Origin of the sequence: Bacillus cereus group sp. N8 (assembly GCF_016483685.1) — a bacterium.
GTDB classification, from domain to species: Bacteria; Bacillota; Bacilli; order Bacillales; family Bacillaceae_G; genus Bacillus_A; species Bacillus_A proteolyticus.
The window spans coordinates 160611-180130 of sequence record NZ_JAEHBK010000002.1 but is presented as its reverse complement, the minus strand read 5'-3'; the positions used below and the strand labels follow the sequence as shown (position 1 = coordinate 180130).

Sequence of the window (19520 nt, the reverse complement as noted above, 5' to 3'; positions counted from 1 at the left end):
GAGGAAAAACAATGTTAGATGAAATCTCCTCCAAAGAAAAAGCTGCTATCCTCATTCGTACATTAGACGAAGGGGTGGCAGCAAAAGTCATTGAATATATGACGGCTGAGGAAAAAGAAGTGTTACTTCGTGAAATTGCGAAGTTTCGTGTATATAAAGCAGAAACGTTAGAAAATGTACTAGGGGAGTTTCTGTATGAACTAAATGTAAAAGAATTGAATTTAGTGACCCCAGATAAAGAATACATTCGTCGTATATTTAGAAATATGCCAGAAGACGATTTGGAAAAATTATTAGAAGACCTTTGGTACAACAAAGATAATCCATTTGAATTCTTAAATTCACTAACAGATTTAGAGCCACTTCTTACAGTGCTTAATGATGAATCGCCACAAACGATAGCAATTATTGCTTCGTATATTAAGCCTCAATTAGCATCTCAATTAATTGAGAGATTACCAGATCATAAGCGTGTAGAAACGGTAATGGGCATTGCGAAGCTAGAGCAAGTAGATGGTGAATTAATTAATCAAATTGGTGAGTTATTAAAAGCAAAATTAAATAATATGGCATTTAGTGCTATTAATAAAACAGATGGCTTGAAAACGATTGTGAACATTTTAAATAATGTTTCACGAGGCGTTGAAAAAACAGTCTTTCAAAAGCTCGATGAAGTCGATTATGAGTTATCTGAGAAAATTAAAGAAAATATGTTTGTCTTTGAGGATTTACTTGGTCTTGAAGATCTTGCACTTCGCCGCGTATTAGAGGAAATTACAGACAACGGTGTTATTGCGAAAGCAATTAAAATTGCAAAAGAAGAAATTAAAGAGAAATTATTTACATGTATGTCTTCAAACCGTAAAGAGATGATTCTAGAAGAGTTAGATGGCTTAGGACCGCTTAAGATGACGGATGCTGAAAAAGCGCAGCAAACGATTACAGGTGCAGTGAAAAAGCTAGAGAAAGAAGGAAGAGTTATCATTCAAAGAGGTGAAGATGATGTCCTTATTTAAAAACAGAATTCCGAAGAATTTTGTTTCTTTTTCTGAAGAAACGTATGAATTACAATTTCCAAAACCGGCTTCAGTTCAAATAGAAGAGGAAGAATTACAAGCTGATCATGCAGAGCTTCGCGCCCAGCAAGAATCATTACATATGGAAATGAATCAGCTAAGGCAAGAGCAGCAAATGCTAGAACGAGAGCGGCAGCAGTTATTACAAGATAAAGAACAATTTCAAATGCATATCCATGAACAAATGGAGCAGATGGAAGCAGCGCGTGTGCAGTTTCAAAAAGAACAACAAGAAATAGCGTATGAATGGACAGAGTTATTATGGGATTAATCTTTTCATTTAGCAGAAAAAATCGTGAATCAAGCGGTAGATTCACGATTGCTTGATGTGTTGCCTATTTTAACGGGCATCGTGCAAACATTGCCTACTTCGTTTGAAAAATTAGTCATTACAGTACATCCAGAAACGTTTGAACGTATTCAGGAAGAGAAGGGAAATACGAAAGAATATTGGTTACTACAATTAGTAGAATGGAAATATGATTTCTCCCTGCAGTTTGGTGAATTTGTTCTAGAAGAAGAGAAAGAGTTCTTTGAATTTAAATTTGCACCTATATTTGCGGAACTTCGTCAGAAATGGGAAGAAGAGAAGTTATTTGAGGAGCAAAATGTATGAGCCGCCTGTTAATGAGTGAGAACGAAAAATGGAATAAGTTCATTGAAACACCGCTGTATACGAAAGTTGGCAAAGTTCATAGTGTACAAGAGCAGTTTTTTGTAGCGAAGGGACCGAAAGTGAAGATTGGAGATGTTTGTCTCGTTGGAGAGCATAGTGTCTTATGTGAAGTGATTGCAATTGAAAAAGAAAACAATATGATACTCCCATTTGAACAGACAGAAAAAGTATGTTACGGAGATTCAGTTACATTAATTGCAGAAGATGTCGTTGTGCCCCGTGGTAATCATTTGCTTGGCAAAGTGTTAAGTGCAAATGGAGAAGTGTTAAACGAAGACGCTGAAAATAGTCCAGTGCAAAAAATAAAATTAGATGCACCGCCGATCCATGCGCTCGAGCGTGGAGAAATTACAGACGTATTTGAAACGGGAATTAAATCGATTGATTCTATGTTAACGATTGGTATCGGACAAAAGATTGGTATTTTTGCTGGATCGGGTGTTGGTAAATCTACTTTACTTGGAATGATTGCGAAAAATGCAAAAGCTGATATTAATGTTATTAGTTTAGTAGGTGAACGTGGCCGGGAAGTAAAAGACTTTATACGAAAAGAATTAGGTGAAGAAGGTATGAAAAAAAGCGTCGTTGTTGTAGCGACGTCAGATGAAAGTCACCTTATGCAACTTCGGGCGGCAAAGCTTGCAACGTCGATTGCCGAATATTTCCGAGACCAAGGAAATAATGTATTACTTATGATGGATTCAGTTACTCGTTTTGCCGACGCTCGCCGAAGTGTAGACATTGCGGTCAAGGAATTACCAATCGGTGGTAAAACACTGTTAATGGAAAGTTATATGAAAAAGTTATTAGAGCGATCCGGAAAAACACAAAAAGGGTCAATAACAGGTATTTATACAGTGTTAGTTGATGGTGATGATTTAAATGGTCCTGTACCAGATTTAGCTCGTGGTATTTTAGATGGACATATTGTATTAAAACGTGAGCTCGCAACTCTTAGTCATTATCCTGCCATTTCTGTATTAGATTCGGTAAGTAGGATTATGGAAGAAATCGTATCGCCGAATCATTGGCAACTTGCAAATGAAATGAGAAAAATTTTATCTATTTATCAAGAAAATGAATTGTATTTTAAATTAGGAACAATTCAAGAAAATGAAGAAAATGCTTATATTTTTGAATGTAAAAATAGAATAGAAGATATAAATATGTTTTTAAAACAAGGTCGAGCTGATATCTTTCATTTTAAAGATGTTGTCCAAGCGATGCGCCATATTGTATAAGACCTCGCCCTTCGAGGTCTTATTTTTTTGTTTTTAATATTTCACAGTTTTTTTTGTGAAAAAACTATATAATAGAAAAAAGGAACGTTATAATAGGAAGAGGCTATGAAAAAGCGTGGATAAACAGCAGTACGAAACGATAAAATTGCAGATTAATCAAGAAAAAGAACATATTTTAAAAGAAGTGTACGAACTAACAGCTGAAAAAATAAAAATAGAACAAAAAAAAGAATATGATTTGTATGTTGTGAAATCACGTAGTAAAGTTGTACAAACTGGGCAACGTATTATGGTTGGTATGCTGTCTTCACATACATTTTCACCTGAAAGAATAGAAGAATGGAATCGAAAAATTAAAAAAACAAAAGGTTTTATTCAAAAAAATGAAAGCCTTTTAGAGCAAATAAAAGAAAAAGAACGTGTCATTGATGAAATGTATCAAGAAGATTGTATGAAGCTTGCGAAGGTAAAAGAAAAGTTAGAAGAAAAAATGCTTCTTGATTTAAAAATGTGTATGAACGGATGAGGTGGGTGTAGTGATACAATTTGTATTACCGGTGCAGCAAAGTTTACCTCCGCAAAAAGACAAAGGGCTAGAAGTACAATCGAAAAATGAAAATTCTTCATTCGATCGTACGATGAGAATTGAAAATAAAAAACAGCCGAAAACGGAGAAATCGAAACGAGAAGAAGCACTAGAAAAAGAGAAGAAAGAATATCTTCTCGCAAAAAAAACGGTAACGAAAGAAAAGTCGATTGAAAAGAAAGAAGGGAAAAAAGAGAAAAAAGAGATAGAACAACTATTACTAGCTGTATCTGGGCAAATGATTGCAATTGAGCAATTACGTGTGCAACCAGAATTGTTATATCGATACATACAAAAAATACAAGAATTATATAAAGAATACGGAAACATTAAACTGAACGAATTGCCTACAGCTGAATTACAACAATTTCAAGAAATCCTTTCGAATATAAATATCTGAAATATTATATATTTAGAAAATACAATTCTAATGGCGTTAGACAAGGTGACGATGCCAGAGCAGACATTGCAAGTATTAAAAGTCGTAGAATCAGAAACTTGTAATATTGCAAAGAAACAAGAGGGATCTAAGGAAGTAGAACTCCCGAAAGCAGAGAGTGATGATGTTAAAGTAGAGTTACCAAAAGTCGATCAGTTAAATGACTCAAATTCGACCGGGGCTGAGTTATTAAATAAAGCAACGGGTACTGACCAAATAGGAAAACAAAATAGTGGAGCTGACAAGGTTACATTACCTGACTTAGGCAAGAAGATGGAAGCACAAGTAGAAGCTCTGCAAAAGTTTGTAGTGAAACGAGAACGTGTTTTATTCCAGCTTAATCCAGAAAAACTTGGTACATTAACTGTGTTTATGAAAAAACATGGAGATCAAATTGATGTTCATGTAGAAATGGAAAAACACAATGCGAAAAAACGTGTTGAAATCATTTTCGATGAATTGAGACTAAAGTTAAAAGAAAAAGAAATCAATATTCAAATTAGCTATTCAGATAAAGATGAAAATCGTAAGGAACAGCGAGAACAAGAGCAAAGGCAAAAACAAAAATTAGCAAGTGCAAAATATGAGAAACAACAATCAAAAGAATTTGCCGGATTATTGGAGGAATAAAGCGTGCCAACAGTTGGATTAAATACAACGAGTACAAATCATATTCCATTGCAAGCAGGAGCACAGAACAATAACGCGTCTAGTAACCGTGTACAATCGCCAGTGCAACAAACGAATGGAGTATCAACAGGAGAGCAAAAAACTCCTGGTGTAATGGGGAAAGATGATTTTCTAAAACTCTTTTTAGCGAGTTTCCAACATCAAGATCCATTCAATGCGATGGATATGAATCAGATGATGAATCAGACAGCACAGTTATCTCTTATGGAACAAGTGCAGAATATGACAAAAGCAGTGGACTCTTTAAAAACGACGATGTATTCGACAGCGCTAGATGGCGGAATGAAGTTTTTAGGGAAGTACGTAAGAGGTGTTGACGGTGAAGGGAGAAAAGTAACTGGTAAAGTAGAGACTGTTCGCCTTGCAGAAAATAATGAAGTACAGCTCGTTATTGATAATAAAGTCGTATCTCTTCGTTTCGTTGAAAGAGTGTCCGATAAACCGATTGGAGAAACGAATCCAGAAGATGCGAAGAATGACGATCCAAAAGTAACTGAAGAAGTAAAAACTACAGATTTATAAGGAGTGTCCATACATTATGATTAAAGCGTTATATACAAGTATTACAGGAATGAACGCAACACAAAATGCATTAAGTGTAACTTCAAATAATATTGCTAACGCACAAACAGTTGGTTATAAAAAACAAAAAGCAATGTTTGATGATTTACTGTACAACAATTCAATTGGTTCAAAAGGCGATGATAGATACGCAGGAACGAATCCGAAAAGTATTGGTAACGGTGTGAAAATGAGCGGAACAGTTACGGATTATAGCGATGGTACAATCACGTTAACAGGAGGAAAAACACAAGTAGCGATGGAAGGTAACGGATTCTTCGTCGTAGGTGATTCGAAAGCTGGAAATATGGAATTCACACGTAAAGGGACATTTACAATATCTTCAAATTACTATATCACGAATACAGAAGGTCAATATGTATTCGTTTATCCAACCGATCCATCAACTGGTAATGTTGACCTATCTGGTATCCCAGGACCATTGCAAATTCCAATGGGATCAGCAATCGGTGGTATTCGAACGTCAAAAGGTATAGTTGGAGGGAACATTCCAGCTGATGCAAAACACATTACGCAAGAATTGCCTGCATACGATGATGCCGGTAATACATGGACAATGCGCGTAGAGTTTACACAAGATGGTGAACATAATTACAAATATACAGTAAAGATGCGTAATGACTCGAAAAAAGAAACTGAGTTTACAGAGGTCCAAGGCGCAGGTGGTAATGTGACATTCGATGCAGTAGGGAAGCCAGATCCAGTAAACCCTGAAGCGAATATTCCATTTAATGGTGGAACAGTAAAAATAGATTTTAGTAAATTAACAAACCACCCGACAGAGAAAACAATAGCGGTAACAAACGTAGATGGTAGACCAACGGCAACTGTTAAAGATTGTTTTATTGCTGACGGTGGATATGTGATGGTAAAATATTCTGATGGAAGTATGAAAGCGGCAGGTCAATTAGCTGTTGGGATGTTCCCGAATGAAGGCGGCCTAATGAAAACTGGTAATGGTAACTTTACAGCGACAAATACAACTGGTATTTTAGCACTAGATGTATCTGGTCAAAACGGTGCAGGAAAAGTACGTGGTGGTGCACAAGAAGGTGCAAACGTAGATTTATCTGTAGAATTTGTTGATTTAATGCTATACCAACGTGGCTTCCAAGGAAATGCGAAAGTAATTAAAATTTCAGATGAAGTATTAACTGAAGTTGTAAACTTAATTCGATAATAAATAGTAAAGAAAAATTGTAACGTAGTAGAAAGGGTTTTATATTCGTATGACAAGACAAGAGCGAATTTTACAATTGCCTTTTTTCGAAAATAAACGTGAGCTTGCTGAGCAAGTGTTAAAAATAGAACGAGAAGAGCATGTATGTTTACCAGATCAATTTGAAATCAAACAAGTGCCTCCATATTCGTTTGGTGAAAAACAAGCAATCATTGGCCGTATACACGAGTTTTATTTCGTAAGTATTGGTAGTGAAGGCGTTTGGAAGTGAAGGCGTTTGGAAGTATCAATTATTTAAAGATGAGATGAAGTGCCGTGAGTTTTTCGTTATGTTGCCGGATATTACGGATCAGCAGCTTGCTTTTTGGTTTAATAACATTGAGTTGTTGAAAAGTTCTTAAAAGTCTTTTTTTAGGGTTTGAGAGAGGAACCAGCGGTATGTGGTAGCGGTCGGTGCCTATGAGGGTGCTCGACTGGTGTGTGTGGATAGAGATATGTAGTGTTACTAGGTTAGTATAAGAAGAGGTAAGTGAAGTGGGTAGGTAATTTCTGTGGTCCAGAGTGATTCTAAGGTAGTAGAAGAGGTTGAAAGCTAATTATTGGTTGGTGCTTCTTCGCTCTTTGACGATAGGATTTATCTAAGTCTAGAAGCAATGGTATGAAATAAGTTTAAGTTAATTTATAGTATACAAATAGACTGAATTTCTATAAAAGGAGAGGTGAGGAGGATGGTGCAGAATAAGTATCGCGTTACATTCATTTCGCCGAGTGAGGTTGAGCAGCGGACTGTAATGACGGCGAGTAGTTTGCCAGATTTAATTCGTAAAGTAGAGGGTATTATTGCAGATCCGAACGGTTATTTTGTAAATGATAAAAAGAATAATTGCTATTTTAAAGTGATTAAAGAAAATGTTACGTTTATTCAATATGAGTTACTATTTTCGAATAAGGAAATTCACATTGAAAAATTAAAACATATAGCACCAGCGGTATTGAAACAATTATCTGGAAAAATAAACGATCCGGAATTATATGCACTTGCACTCCTTGATGTTGATATAGCGACAAAGGATTATTTGCTAGGAGAAATGAATCCAGAGCTTAGAGTGAGAGTGGAAACAGAGCTTTCGAAAAAATGGGAAGCGATGCCGACAGAAATTGTAGGAGCGCAAGAAGTGTTATTAGAGGCACTTGCTTCGTTTATACAAGATTAAGCTTTACCACTGTTTTTATTATTTTAAAACTGTAAGGCTCACCCAATTATCTATATTTTTTATATAGGTAGTTGACTTTTTTGTATTAATAAAGATTAATAAATAGATATAAAGAATTAACGGAAGAGGAGCGACACTTTTATGTCACAAGCACAAAGTATTTTATTAGAAAGTGGAACAAACGAATTAGAAATCGTAACTTATACTGTTGGTGAAAATTTATTTAGCATCAATGTAATGAAAGTGCGTGAAATTATTAATCCATTCCCTGTTACAACTGTGCCGGAATCTCATCATGCAGTTGAAGGTGTTGTTCAAGTACGCGGTGAAATTTTACCTGTTATTAATTTAGCGACAGCCCTTAATTTAAAATCTACAAAGCCACTTGATCAAACGAAATTTATCATCTCGGAATTAAACCAAATGAAAGTTATTTTCCGTGTTGATGAAGTGCATCGAATTCAACGTATTTCTTGGGAACAAATTGATGAACCAGCTTCATTATCTATGGGACTAGAAGAAACGACGTCAGGAATTGTAAAACTAGATGGGAAAATCATCTTATTGTTAGATTATGAGAAAATTGTTTGCGAAATTAGTAACAGCGGTTATGACAATAGAACACTGTCAGGATTAGAACAAAAAACAGATCGAGCTGAAAAAGTTATTTATATTGCGGAAGATTCAGCGATGCTTCGCCAAATATTAGAAGAAACATTATCAACAGCTGGATATACGAAAATGAATTTCTTCAGTAATGGTGCAGAAGCATTAGCACAAATTGAAAAACTAGCAAAAGAGCAAGATGAAAAAATGTTTGAACATATTCATCTGCTTATTACAGATATTGAAATGCCAAAAATGGATGGACATCATTTAACAAAAATAATTAAAGATAGTGAAGTAATGAAGCAATTACCAGTTATTATTTTCTCTTCATTAATTACAAACGAATTATTCTATAAAGGTGAGACAGTTGGGGCGAATGCTCAAGTGAGTAAGCCAGACATTCAAGAGTTAATTGGTTTAGTTGATAATCTAGTGTTGTAAAAGGTTTTGAAAAGCGTTTTTTAGTTGGAAGAGTCGGCGTAAAATACATTTTTAGCTGAAAAGAGGAACTAGCCGTATAGTACAGGTTAGTTTCTTTTTAGTATGTACAGGTATAAAAAAACAAACGTCTCTAGAGTGTTTATGACAATACTCTCTTTCAAATATTTAGCTGTTCTTATTTAGGGATTATTGATTGGTTTAATTAATAAGTGGTAGGATTTTTTTATTTGAAAATATAAGAGAGTGTATCTCTAGAGTGTGTTAGTAATATTTCGCGATAGCTCAAAAATTTTCGGTGAAATTATATAGGGAATACCATATAATAGAACTGAATGCATTTTATCGATATAACATCGTGTTGGATTTTGTATGATTTACTTAAAAATCTAATCTATTTTTATATACTCTATATACTTTTTAATATGTTGATTATTTGACAGATAATTTCGAAATGCTATAATATGGATATGTAAAAATTGCTATTTTCTTAAAAGACATGGGAGTCAGATGAGAATTGTGAAAGGATGAGGGGGAGTGACACAGAGTATGTATCACCACACAGCGATCAATGTATTAAATCTTTTACAAAACATGTCAAATAATAAAACGAACGATATGAAATTAGAGGCGGAATTTAAAAAAATAGAGAAACAATTCCGAGTAAATTATGAAGAGCTAATTGATTTATATAATAAAATGGTATTATTTCAAATAGATATAGAAAAAAATGGCGGTATGCGAGTTTATGAAAAATCAGGAATTACATGGTTAAAGTCTGAACTAGAATTACTGTATGAAGTATATCAATTTTGTCAGCGTCAAGGCTTAAATATCGCAAATATTTCAAAATATGTTAGTAAAAATGAACTGAATTTATTTCCAAAAACAGAAAGTCAATTACAGAATACGTATTATAAATTAAAAAAACAAGAAATCCCGTTTGAAAATATTGAAAAACAGAAGCCGGGTCGAAAACGAAAATATACACCTGTAAAGGCTACCGTTGTTGAGGCGAAACAAGAAAGAAAACAGGAAGTAAAAGAAGATTTCCAAAGTGAAGAGGACGAAAAGAATCTCGTAACTGTTATATCTGGTATCGTTGATAATTTTGAGACAATTAGTCAATCCCGTGAAAAGAAAGAGTATGAATTACATCAGTTTATGGAGGGAATCTATAAGCTTTCTAGTATGGCTGCAGAGCGTTCGAAAGAAGAAAAGAATGCTCGAGGTCTTGAAGGTGAGGTACATTCATTACGAACTGAAAATGAAAGGTTAAAAAGAGAGAAGGAAGACCTTGTACATGATATTAAAGAAATGACGCACCATTTAATTCATTTCATCACGGGCTCTGACATCGATCAAATTCGTACGTTGCCTTTCTTCGTAAAAGAGTGTAAACAAGATTTACATAAGCTGGGATTATATAACGCTCAAGACGGAAAGATGAAAATTGTGGTTGATAGTGGCGGTCAGGTTATGACCATATCATAATAAAAATGGATACAAAACAAAAGGGAAATACATATACACTATGTATTTCCCTTTTGTTTTGTATGAAAATGTTCTAAAAAAATATGTATTTTGTAAAAACATTGGTAGTGAAACTGAAATAAATGATGTGTGGTCAACAATAAACCAGATATGGATGTGACTTGGAAAAAGAGGTCATATCATTAGTTTACGGTTTTGATACGGATGAAAAGCACAATCTACCTCTTTTTTTGTTGAAATTATAACAAATAGGGGACAGTAAAGTAACTGTTAAAATATTGTAGCCGCCATTTTTAGGATTTGATTTTGCCTAATAGGAAATTCTAATGTTAGCAAAGTCTTTACCTCATTTTTGTTTTAGAAAGGAGAGAAGCGGATGGAGTCAATATGGCTAGAGTACGCTTGGGCATTATTAATTCTAATTGGACTAGAAGGCTTGTTATCGGCTGACAATGCCCTTGTCCTAGCGGTTATTGCGAAACATTTACCTGAAGAAGAGAAAAAAAGAGCTATAAATTACGGAATCATTATGGCCTTTGTTTTTCGATTTGCAGCTCTATTTGCGATTTCATTTATTGCAAATGTATGGCAAATACAAGCAATAGGAGCGGCCTATCTTCTTTATTTAGGATTGAAGCATGTTATTCAGGCGCAATTCGGCAAAGAAAGTAAAAATATTCATGAGGACGATGAAAAGGAAGCGGCAGGTAAAAGCTACTGGTTCACAGTAGGTAAGATCGCATTAGCGGACCTTGCTTTCGCAATCGATTCAATATTAGCCGCGGTTGCTCTTGCTCTGGGGCTTCCGGATTCACCGCTTGACGATTTCGGAGGTATGGATGGAGGGCAGTTCATTGTTGTACTTCTTGGAGGGATCGCCGGACTTATTTTAATTAAATTTGCTGCAACTTGGTTTGTTGGGCTTCTTGAGAAACGGCCAGCACTGGAAACAACGGCATATGCGATTGTTGCTTGGGTTGGTGTCAAATTAGCTGTAATTACACTGGCTCATGAGGATATTGGTATTTTAGACCATGATTTTCCGCACAGTACAACTTGGACTTTAATCTTCTATAGCGTATTAGTTGCTATCGCACTAATTGGCTGGTTTGCACCGGGAAATAAGTCAGCCAAAAACAATCCCGAAAGGTAATAAAAAGGTCAGAGCATTATGTGCTTTGTCCTTTTTAATGATAATTATATTGTGTATTTTTTGATTTAACGCTATAATTACAGTGTTAAAGATGGAATCGTGATATGACCTGTTATGAATCTATCATTTTATTTATGAATAAATGGATTGGTATTTTAGCAAGATGTGCTAATAAACTACTCCACCATGATGATAACGTGCCAAAAATATGGTGCGTATATTTTCGTGGTGGAGTTTTTTTATTCTCAAAAAGGGGGAGTAACCATGAATGACAGCATGGTTCATATTACAATTGATGGCAAAGAGTATAGTGCTGAGCCTGGTTCAACTATATTAGGCATTATTAATGAGAACGAAATTGAACATCCACAAATTTGTTACGTGCCGGAAGTGGATCCTATTCAAACGTGTGATACTTGTATTGTAGAAGTGAATGGAAAGCTAGTGCGATCATGTTCTACAGTAGTGACGGACGGTATGGATATTGAGTTGTCCTCTATTAGTGCGAAGGCAGCACAACATGAGGCGATGGACCGTTTACTAGAAAATCATTTGCTTTACTGTACGGTATGTGACAACAATAACGGGAATTGTAAATTGCATAATACGGCAGAATTAATGGAAATTGAGCATCAAAAATATCCTTATGAACCAAAAGTTGATGCAAGCGAAGTTGATATGTCTCATCCATTTTATCGCTATGATCCGAATCAATGTATTGCGTGCGGTCAATGTGTAGAGGTGTGTCAAAACTTACAAGTGAATGAAACGTTATCTATTGATTGGGAGGCAGAGCGCCCTCGTGTTATTTGGGATGAAGGAGTAGATATTAATGATTCTTCCTGTGTAAGCTGCGGTCAATGTGTAACGATTTGTCCTTGTAATGCATTAATGGAGAAGTCGATGCTCGGTGAAGCTGGATTTATGACAGGATTAAAACCGGATATTCTTGAGCCTATGGTTGACCTTATTAAAGAGGTTGAACCTGGGTATAGCGGTATTTTCGCTGTGTCAGAAGTAGAAGCTGCAATGCGCGATACCCGTACGAAGAAGACGAAAACAGTATGTACGTTTTGCGGTGTAGGTTGCTCATTTGAAGTGTGGACGAAGGGACGTAAAATTCTGAAAGTACAACCAACTTCTGAGGCGCCAGTTAATGCAATTTCTACTTGTGTAAAAGGAAAATTCGGTTGGGATTTCGTTAATTCTGAAAAACGACTTACGAAACCTTTAATCCGTAAAAATGGAGTGTTCATTGAATCAACTTGGGAAGAAGCGCTTGATGTAGTGGCGAATAAAATGGGCTCTATTAAAGAAGAGCACGGTAAAGGTTCTATCGGCTGTATTTCTTCTTCTAAAATTACGAATGAAGATAATTATGTTATTCAAAAATTAGCGCGTCAAGTGTTTGAAACGAATAACATTGATAACTGCTCACGCTATTGTCAATCGCCAGCGACAGATGGATTATTCCGTACAATTGGTATGGGCGGAGATGCAGGAACGATTAAAGATATTGCGCAATCGGGTCTTGTTATTATCGTCGGTTGTAATCCAACAGAAGGTCACCCAGTATTAGCGACTCGTGTGAAACGTGCGCATAAGCTTCACGGTCAAAAACTAATTGTTGCAGATCTTCGTAAAACTGAAATGGCAGAGCGTTCAGATATCTTTATTAGTCCAAAGCAAGGAACAGACCAAGTATGGTTAATGGCTGTTACGAAATATATGATTGATCAAGGTTGGCATGATCAGCAGTTCATCGATGAGAATATAAACTTCTTTGATGATTTCAAAGATAGTCTTGCGGAATATACGCTTGAATATGCAGAAGAGATTACAGGCATTTCAAAAGAAACTCTCGTTACAATGGCAGAAATGATTCGTGATGCAGATGGTACGTGTATTCTTTGGGGAATGGGTGTAACGCAAAATACTGGTGGTTCAGATACTTCTGCTGCGATTTCAAACTTACTTCTTGCAACAGGAAATTATCGTCGCCCAGGTGCTGGTGCATATCCACTTCGTGGCCATAACAACGTACAAGGTGCTTGTGATATGGGAACCCTCCCAGGTTGGCTTCCGGGATATCAACACGTTACTGACGACATAGAACGTATGAAATTTGAAATAGCTTACGGAGTAAAAATTGATAACAAACCAGGTCTGAATAACATTGAAATGCTTCATGCAATTGAAGAAGGAAAAATGAAAGCAATGTATCTTGTTGGGGAAGATATGGCTCTTGTAGACTCGAACGCAAATCATGTACATGAAGTGTTATCAAGTCTTGAATTCTTTGTCGTTCAAGATGTGTTCCTTTCTAAAACGGCTCAATACGCTGATGTTGTATTACCGGCAGCACCATCTCTTGAAAAAGAAGGTACGTTTACAAATACTGAGCGTCGTGTACAAAGATTATATCAAGTATTGCCGACGCTAGGTGATGCGAAACCAGACTGGTGGATTGTACAGCAGATTGCCAATAAATTAGGTGCAAACTGGAATTATAATCATCCAAGTGAAATCTTTGCTGAAATGGCAAGTTTATCACCATTATTTGCACATGCAAACTATGAAGTGCTTGAAGGGTGGAACAGTTTCCATTGGGGAAGTTTTGATGGAACGAATACGCCGCTTCTTTTCAAAGATGGATTTAACTTCCCAGACAAAAAAGCTCGTTTTGCAATTGCTGATTGGGTACGTCCTGCTGAATTCCCAGCAGAATACGATCTCCATATTAATAATGGTCGTATGCTGGAACATTTCCATGAAGGTAATATGACGAATAAATCAAATGGTATTCAATCGAAAGTTCCGGGTGTTTTCGTTGAGATTTCTTCAGAACTTGCAAAAGAACGCGGAGTGAAAACAGGTTCATTAGTACGTCTTGTATCTCCTTTTGGAGCACTTAAATTACGTGCACTTGTAACGGATCGTGTAAAAGCGAATGAGCTGTATTTACCGATGAACTCGACAGATAACGAAACAGCGATTAATTTCTTAACAGGTCCTGCTGTCGATCAACGTACGAATACGCCTGCATATAAACAAACGAAAGTACGTATGGAAGTGTTAGAAGTAGAAGGTGAAAATCCGATGCCGAAAACGAATCCACGTAATAAAAAGCGCCATCCTCAAAAAGGTATTGAGGTAAATCGTAAGTGGGCTCGTCCAGGATACGTACACTTAACAGATAAATAGGGAGGAGAAAAGAAGATGGCAGCACCTATTCAAGCGATTCAGAAGCAGGAGCTAACTGAGGAAGAAATAAAACAACAAAAACTCGAAGATTTAAAAGAACTTTTAACGAATAATGAAGAAGCGTTAAATCAAATGTTTAATATAGTAGGTGAACTGAATGACATTGGGATGCTGGAAGCGGCAAATTCTATGCTGAAAGCGAAAGAACCAATCGCAAAAATCGTTCTAGGCCAAGTCACTCGTGAACCAGTTACAAATTTAATTAATAATATGATGGGCGCTGCAGGAGCTTTAACAGAACTTGATCCGGAACTTATGAAAAAGCTTATAGGTAGTTTATTAGTAGGGCTGGAAGAAGGTAATGAGCATCTACAAAGTAATAAAAAGGTTGGGGTATTCGATCTTATGAAAGTACTGAAGGATCCGGATATTAATCGTGCTATCGGATTTGGTCTTCATTTCTTAAAAGGTATGGGTAAAGGGTTAAAAGAAGAATAGATAAGCAACAATAATAGTAATTCATCTTTACACTTATTTGAAATCATGTGTAAAGATGAATCTTTTCGTCTCAATTTAAGTGAATAGTTTAGATGAAAAGGTCATTTTGGTAGAATAGTTATGATGAAAGAATATGCGAAAAGTTAGTGTTGATGAACAGGGGAGGAATGTGAGTATGTCAAAGATGGTACACGAATTTAATGATATGATACGAAAGCTTCGAAAGGATTTATTCGGAAAAGGGCCGGAGCGAATTCATACTGTATTTGCTGAAAATATGGCGATTGCTACACTTTATGGAAATTTGACACCGACTGAGAAGTTCATTTCGGGAACGATGGATGGTGCAGAAATGGTTCATGTGGCTCGAACGAAAATGATTCAAGAAGTGTATGCTGTTAATTCTCGTGAGCATTTAGAGGAACTTGTTGGTGCGAAGTTAGTTCATCTGTTTTCGGATATGAAAGTGGAAGAAGATATTGCAGTTTCGGTGTTTGTCTTTGATAAAAATATAACGTGAGAGAAGGATACTCATCGTGAAATCGATACAGGTGGAACGGGAAATTTTTCGTTATGAACAAGGAGAATTTACACATATAGAGGACAGCATTGTAACAGAGTTTCCTGTTACGATTAAAATGAACGGACAGGAATTTGTTACAATGGTTAGTACTCCAGAGTATATTGAAGATATGGTAATAGGTTTTTTAGCTTCTGAAGGCGTTATCCGAAAGTATGAAGATATTGATGAAATATGGGTACAGGAAAAAGAAGGATATGTGCATGTAAAAACGAAAAAAATCAATCCTTATTATCGTGACATGCAAAATAAACGTTATATTACGTCATGCTGTGGAATGAGTAGACAAGGGTTTGTTTTCGCAAACGATGCGCTGACTGCGAAAGAAATGAATGATATTCGCGTAAAAATCTCTGCCGAGGATTGTTTTCGGTTAATGAATGATATGCAACAATCTGCGTCTACGTTTCAACATACAGGCGGCGTTCATAATGCAGCTTTATGTGATGTGAGTGGAATTGTTTTAAGCCGCATGGATATAGGAAGACATAACGCTTTAGATAAAATTTACGGATATTGTTTAAAAAATAACATTTCGATTGGTGATAAAGTTATTGTTTTTAGTGGACGTATCTCTTCTGAAATCCTATTAAAAGTTGCGAAAATTGGCTGTGAAGTAATATTGTCAAAGTCAGCTCCAACTGAGTTAGCACTAGAGCTAGCAGAGAAGTTAGGGATTACTACAATAGGCTTCATTCGTAATAAATCTTTTAATGTATATACGCATCCAGAACGGGTTGTAAATATAAAATAAGTAGAAACGAGGCAATAATCATGAAATCTGTCACATTAGACAAATTAGATCGTCCTTTAAAGGATTTACGTATTTCTGTTACTGATCGCTGTAATTTTCGCTGTCGATATTGTATGCCAGAAGAAATATTTGGTCGTGATTATTCTTTTTTGTCTAATGATAAAATTTTATCTTTTGATGAAATTGAAAGGATTACACGTATTTTCGTTTCTTTAGGTGTAAGAAAGTTACGTATTACTGGAGGAGAGCCTTTACTTCGAAAAGACTTACCTGAACTCATACAGCGGTTAAACGAAATTGAAGGAGTAGAGGATATCGGTTTAACGACAAATGGATCATTACTTAAAAAGTTTGCTCCTGATTTATATAAGGCCGGTTTATCTCGCGTGACAGTTAGTTTAGATTCTTTAAATGAAGAGCGTTTCTCTTATTTAAATGGAAATAGAAGTAAAGTAAAAACAGTTCTTGCAGGAATACAGGCTGCAGCGGAAGTAGGAATGAAAATTAAAATGAACATGGTTGTTCAAAAAGGGAAAAATGAGCAAGATATCGTTCAGATGGCAGAGTATTTTAAAGAGAATAAGCATATTTTACGATTTATTGAATATATGGATGTCGGAAATTATAACGGTTGGGAATTAGGCGAAGTAGTTTCTAAGCAAGAAATACTAAAGATGATTAATGAAGTTATGCCGCTTGAACGTATTGAAGCGAACTATCCTGGTGAAGTTGCGACACGTTATCGCTATATCGGTAGTAATGAAGAAATAGGAATTATTTCATCTGTAACAGATTCGTTCTGTTCATCATGTACAAGAGCGCGTATTTCCGCAGAAGGAAAATTGTATACATGTTTGTTTGCTTCTAAAGGAAACGATCTTAAAGAATTACTTCGCTTTGGATATACGGATGAGGAGATTACTAATGTTATTCGTGACATTTGGAATAATCGTTCAGATCGTTATTCAGATGAACGATTAAGCAATACCAATAAAAAAACAATGCCGAAAATTGAAATGTCGCATATCGGTGGCTGAGAAACTACTGAATGAAGATTCTCTTTGTTAACGTAAATAGTGGGAAATGTGCAAGTTTTGTACACTTTCTATGAGTATAGTAAAAATGATGATTGATATTTCTGTAAGAGATATGCAGAGAGATTAAGCAGCATTCAAAAATCCTTACGATGTTAAGGGTTTTTGGTGCTGCTTTTTTTAGATGAGAAAAATGGAGGAATTGGTTATGGCATTTCATAAACCGGAACAAATTGCTGCGCTTGTGATTGAATCCGGTGTTCAAAAGGTAAGGCAACCGCTATCCGCAATGCTTATTCTTGGTTTTTTAGGAGGAGCATTCATTTCGTTAGGATTTTTACTTAATATTCGTGTTCTAGGTAATGTACCGGAGCAATGGGGAAGTTTAGTCAATTTTATAGGAGGAGCGGTTTTCCCTATTGGACTTATGCTCGTTGTTTTAGCGGGAGGAGAATTGATTACGGGAAATATGATGTCGATGTCCATGGCACTTTATGCACGGAAAATTTCATTGAAACATGTGTTAAACAATTGGGCTTGGATTACTTTAACTAATTTCGTAGGTGCGCTTTTCGTTGCGTATTGTTTCGGGCATCTTGGCGGGCTTACAGAGGGAGCGTATTTAAATAAGACGATAGCGATAGCTCAAGATAAGTTACATGAATCTTTCGGGAGAACGTTAATTTTAGCAATTGGTTGTAACTGGCTGGTTTGCCTTGCAATTTGGTTAGCTTACGGAACGAACGATTTAATTGGGAAGATTGTTGGAATTTGGATTCCGATTATGGCCTTTGTCGTAATTGGATTTCAGCAAGTAGTAGCGAATATGTTTGTCATTTCAGCAGTAATTTTTGCGGGGCACCTTACGTGGATGGATCTTGCTAAAAACTTTGTTCCTGTCTTTATTGGAAATGTAATTGGCGGAGCTGGATTTGTTGGATTCGCTTATTTTTCTTGTTATCAGAAACAAAGTGTTATCGAGAAAGATGTGTTGAAAAAATGATCGAATAGGAAGCAAATTTTTCACATGAAAGGAAGGCTATCTCATGATAGAGCGATATTCACGTCAACAGCTGTTCAATCCTATTGGGAGTGAAGGACAAGAGAAAATTAGAAATAAGCATGTGTTGATAGTCGGGGCAGGTGCATTAGGAAGTGCAAGTGCTGAAAGCTTCGTACGTGCAGGTATCGGGAAATTAACGATTATTGATCGTGATTACGTAGAATGGAGTAATTTACAGCGGCAACAGCTTTATGCTGAACAAGATGCGATAGAAAAGTTACCAAAAGTAATAGCGGCACAGAATCGTCTCCAACAAATTAATTCAGAAGTACAAATTCAAGCTCTTGTAATGGATGCAAGAGTAGATAATATGGAAGCTTTATTGGACGGTGTCAATGTCATTATTGATGCAACAGATAATTTTGATATTCGCTTTGTAATCAATGACTTAGCACAAAAATATAATATTCCTTGGATTTACGGTTCTTGTGTCGGATCGTATGGCATGAGCTATACAATTATTCCAAAGAAAACGCCGTGCTTACATTGTGTGTTGAAAAGTGTTCCTGTTACAGGAGCGACGTGTGATACGGTTGGAATTATTAGTCCAGCTGTTCAAATCGTTGCAGCGTACCAAGTGGCGGAAGCTTTCAAAATTTTAGTAGAAGATTACGAAGCAACTAGAAAAACTTTTTTAATGTTTGATATATGGAGTAATCAACATCACTCAATCAAACTAGGGAAAATAAAAACGGAAAACTGTCCTTCGTGCGGAACAAATAGAACTTATCCTTATTTATCATACGAAAATCAAACGAAGGCAGCTGTTTTATGCGGAAGAAATACAGTTCAAATTAGACCAGCGCATAATAGACATTACAGCTTTGATGAGTTAGAAAAAGTATTAAAAAACCACGGGAAAGTTGATCAGAATCCGTATTTGCTCTCTTGCCAATTAGAAGAGTATCGCATCGTCATTTTTCATGATGGTCGTGTATTTATTCATGGCACGAATGAAATTCAAAAAGCGAAACAAATATACTATCGGTTATTAGGATAATAGAGAGGG

At 36.0% G+C, this 19520-nt stretch carries 16 protein-coding genes and 3 pseudogenes; all 19 read left to right on the top strand.

Annotated features, from left to right (window positions below):
• The first annotated feature begins 11 nt into the window (after positions 1–11).
• The 19 genes and pseudogenes from JDS80_RS04975 to JDS80_RS04885 all read left to right on the top strand — a co-directional run bounded on the left by JDS80_RS04975 (position 12) and on the right by JDS80_RS04885 (position 19511).
• Positions 12–1016 carry a flagellar motor switch protein FliG gene (locus JDS80_RS04975; protein WP_199637320.1) on the top strand — a complete coding sequence of 335 codons (1005 nt, stop codon included), beginning with the start codon at positions 12–14 and terminating at the stop codon, positions 1014–1016.
• Positions 1003–1692: pseudogene (locus tag JDS80_RS04970) on the top strand (FliH/SctL family protein). Before JDS80_RS04975 ends, JDS80_RS04970 begins: the two are co-directional and overlap by 14 nt.
• On the top strand, positions 1689–2993 hold the full coding sequence (locus JDS80_RS04965) for a flagellar protein export ATPase FliI (protein WP_199637318.1): 1305 nt from the start codon (positions 1689–1691) through the stop codon (positions 2991–2993). Before JDS80_RS04970 ends, JDS80_RS04965 begins: the two are co-directional and overlap by 4 nt.
• Before the next feature lie 115 nt (positions 2994–3108).
• Positions 3109–3519 carry a cytoplasmic protein gene (locus JDS80_RS04960; protein ID WP_199637316.1) on the top strand — a complete coding sequence of 137 codons (411 nt, stop codon included), beginning with the start codon at positions 3109–3111 and terminating at the stop codon, positions 3517–3519.
• Between the two features lies 1 nt (position 3520).
• Positions 3521–4648 (top strand): annotated as a pseudogene (locus JDS80_RS04955) (flagellar hook-length control protein FliK).
• Between the two features lie 3 nt (positions 4649–4651).
• A complete protein-coding gene (locus tag JDS80_RS04950) occupies positions 4652–5230 on the top strand; it encodes a flagellar hook capping FlgD N-terminal domain-containing protein (protein ID WP_199637314.1) in 579 nt (192 codons plus the stop codon).
• Positions 5231–5246: 16 nt separating this feature from the next.
• Positions 5247–6470, top strand: coding sequence for a flagellar hook protein FlgE (locus JDS80_RS04945; protein ID WP_199637312.1), 1224 nt, complete (start codon positions 5247–5249; stop codon positions 6468–6470).
• Positions 6471–6519: 49 nt separating this feature from the next.
• Positions 6520–6871, top strand: a pseudogene (locus JDS80_RS04940) (DUF3964 family protein).
• 327 nt (positions 6872–7198) lie between these two features.
• Positions 7199–7684 carry a LysR family transcriptional regulator gene (locus JDS80_RS04935; protein ID WP_199637310.1) on the top strand — a complete coding sequence of 162 codons (486 nt, stop codon included), beginning with the start codon at positions 7199–7201 and terminating at the stop codon, positions 7682–7684.
• A gap of 141 nt (positions 7685–7825) precedes the next feature.
• Entirely contained in the window at positions 7826–8734 is a 909-nt protein-coding gene (locus tag JDS80_RS04930) for a chemotaxis protein (protein WP_199637308.1), read from the top strand.
• 546 nt (positions 8735–9280) lie between these two features.
• On the top strand, positions 9281–10225 hold the full coding sequence (locus JDS80_RS04925; RefSeq protein ID WP_071744990.1) for a DNA-binding domain-containing protein: 945 nt from the start codon (positions 9281–9283) through the stop codon (positions 10223–10225).
• A gap of 376 nt (positions 10226–10601) precedes the next feature.
• Positions 10602–11378, top strand: coding sequence for a TerC family protein (locus JDS80_RS04920; protein ID WP_071744991.1), 777 nt, complete (start codon positions 10602–10604; stop codon positions 11376–11378).
• A gap of 264 nt (positions 11379–11642) precedes the next feature.
• Positions 11643–14582, top strand: coding sequence for a formate dehydrogenase subunit alpha (gene fdhF, locus JDS80_RS04915; protein ID WP_199637306.1), 2940 nt, complete (start codon positions 11643–11645; stop codon positions 14580–14582).
• A gap of 15 nt (positions 14583–14597) precedes the next feature.
• Positions 14598–15080: a helical membrane plugin domain-containing protein gene (locus JDS80_RS04910; protein ID WP_199637304.1), complete on the top strand. Its 483-nt coding sequence runs from the start codon at positions 14598–14600 to the stop codon at positions 15078–15080.
• 175 nt (positions 15081–15255) lie between these two features.
• On the top strand, positions 15256–15600 hold the full coding sequence (locus JDS80_RS04905; RefSeq protein WP_199637303.1) for a Na-translocating system protein MpsC family protein: 345 nt from the start codon (positions 15256–15258) through the stop codon (positions 15598–15600).
• Positions 15601–15616: 16 nt separating this feature from the next.
• The gene (fdhD, locus tag JDS80_RS04900) at positions 15617–16414 is read left to right on the top strand and encodes a formate dehydrogenase accessory sulfurtransferase FdhD (protein WP_199637301.1); all 798 of its coding nucleotides are present in this window, start codon (positions 15617–15619) and stop codon (positions 16412–16414) included.
• Positions 16415–16434: 20 nt separating this feature from the next.
• A complete protein-coding gene (moaA, locus tag JDS80_RS04895; protein WP_199637299.1) occupies positions 16435–17451 on the top strand; it encodes a GTP 3',8-cyclase MoaA in 1017 nt (338 codons plus the stop codon).
• 205 nt (positions 17452–17656) lie between these two features.
• Complete coding sequence (locus JDS80_RS04890; protein WP_063217900.1) at positions 17657–18451, top strand: formate channel; 795 nt, start codon at positions 17657–17659, stop codon at positions 18449–18451.
• 43 nt (positions 18452–18494) lie between these two features.
• Positions 18495–19511, top strand: a complete 1017-nt coding sequence (locus JDS80_RS04885) for a molybdopterin-synthase adenylyltransferase MoeB (protein ID WP_199637297.1) — start codon at positions 18495–18497, stop codon at positions 19509–19511.
• The last annotated feature ends 9 nt before the right edge of the window (positions 19512–19520 follow it).

Excerpts from the sequence above, each read along its gene's own strand:
- JDS80_RS04975 (WP_199637320.1), top strand. The coding sequence starts at position 12 with ATGTTAGATGAAATCTCCTCCAAAGAAAAAGCTGCTATCCTCATTCGT.
- JDS80_RS04965 (WP_199637318.1), top strand. The coding sequence starts at position 1,689 with ATGAGCCGCCTGTTAATGAGTGAGAACGAAAAATGGAATAAGTTCATT.
- JDS80_RS04945 (WP_199637312.1), top strand. The coding sequence starts at position 5,247 with ATGATTAAAGCGTTATATACAAGTATTACAGGAATGAACGCAACACAA.
- JDS80_RS04935 (WP_199637310.1), top strand. The coding sequence starts at position 7,199 with ATGGTGCAGAATAAGTATCGCGTTACATTCATTTCGCCGAGTGAGGTT.
- JDS80_RS04930 (WP_199637308.1), top strand. The coding sequence starts at position 7,826 with ATGTCACAAGCACAAAGTATTTTATTAGAAAGTGGAACAAACGAATTA.
- JDS80_RS04925 (WP_071744990.1), top strand. The coding sequence starts at position 9,281 with ATGTATCACCACACAGCGATCAATGTATTAAATCTTTTACAAAACATG.
- JDS80_RS04920 (WP_071744991.1), top strand. The coding sequence starts at position 10,602 with ATGGAGTCAATATGGCTAGAGTACGCTTGGGCATTATTAATTCTAATT.
- fdhF (WP_199637306.1), top strand. The coding sequence starts at position 11,643 with ATGAATGACAGCATGGTTCATATTACAATTGATGGCAAAGAGTATAGT.
- JDS80_RS04910 (WP_199637304.1), top strand. The coding sequence starts at position 14,598 with ATGGCAGCACCTATTCAAGCGATTCAGAAGCAGGAGCTAACTGAGGAA.
- JDS80_RS04905 (WP_199637303.1), top strand. The coding sequence starts at position 15,256 with ATGTCAAAGATGGTACACGAATTTAATGATATGATACGAAAGCTTCGA.
- moaA (WP_199637299.1), top strand. The coding sequence starts at position 16,435 with ATGAAATCTGTCACATTAGACAAATTAGATCGTCCTTTAAAGGATTTA.
- JDS80_RS04890 (WP_063217900.1), top strand. The coding sequence starts at position 17,657 with ATGGCATTTCATAAACCGGAACAAATTGCTGCGCTTGTGATTGAATCC.
- JDS80_RS04885 (WP_199637297.1), top strand. The coding sequence starts at position 18,495 with ATGATAGAGCGATATTCACGTCAACAGCTGTTCAATCCTATTGGGAGT.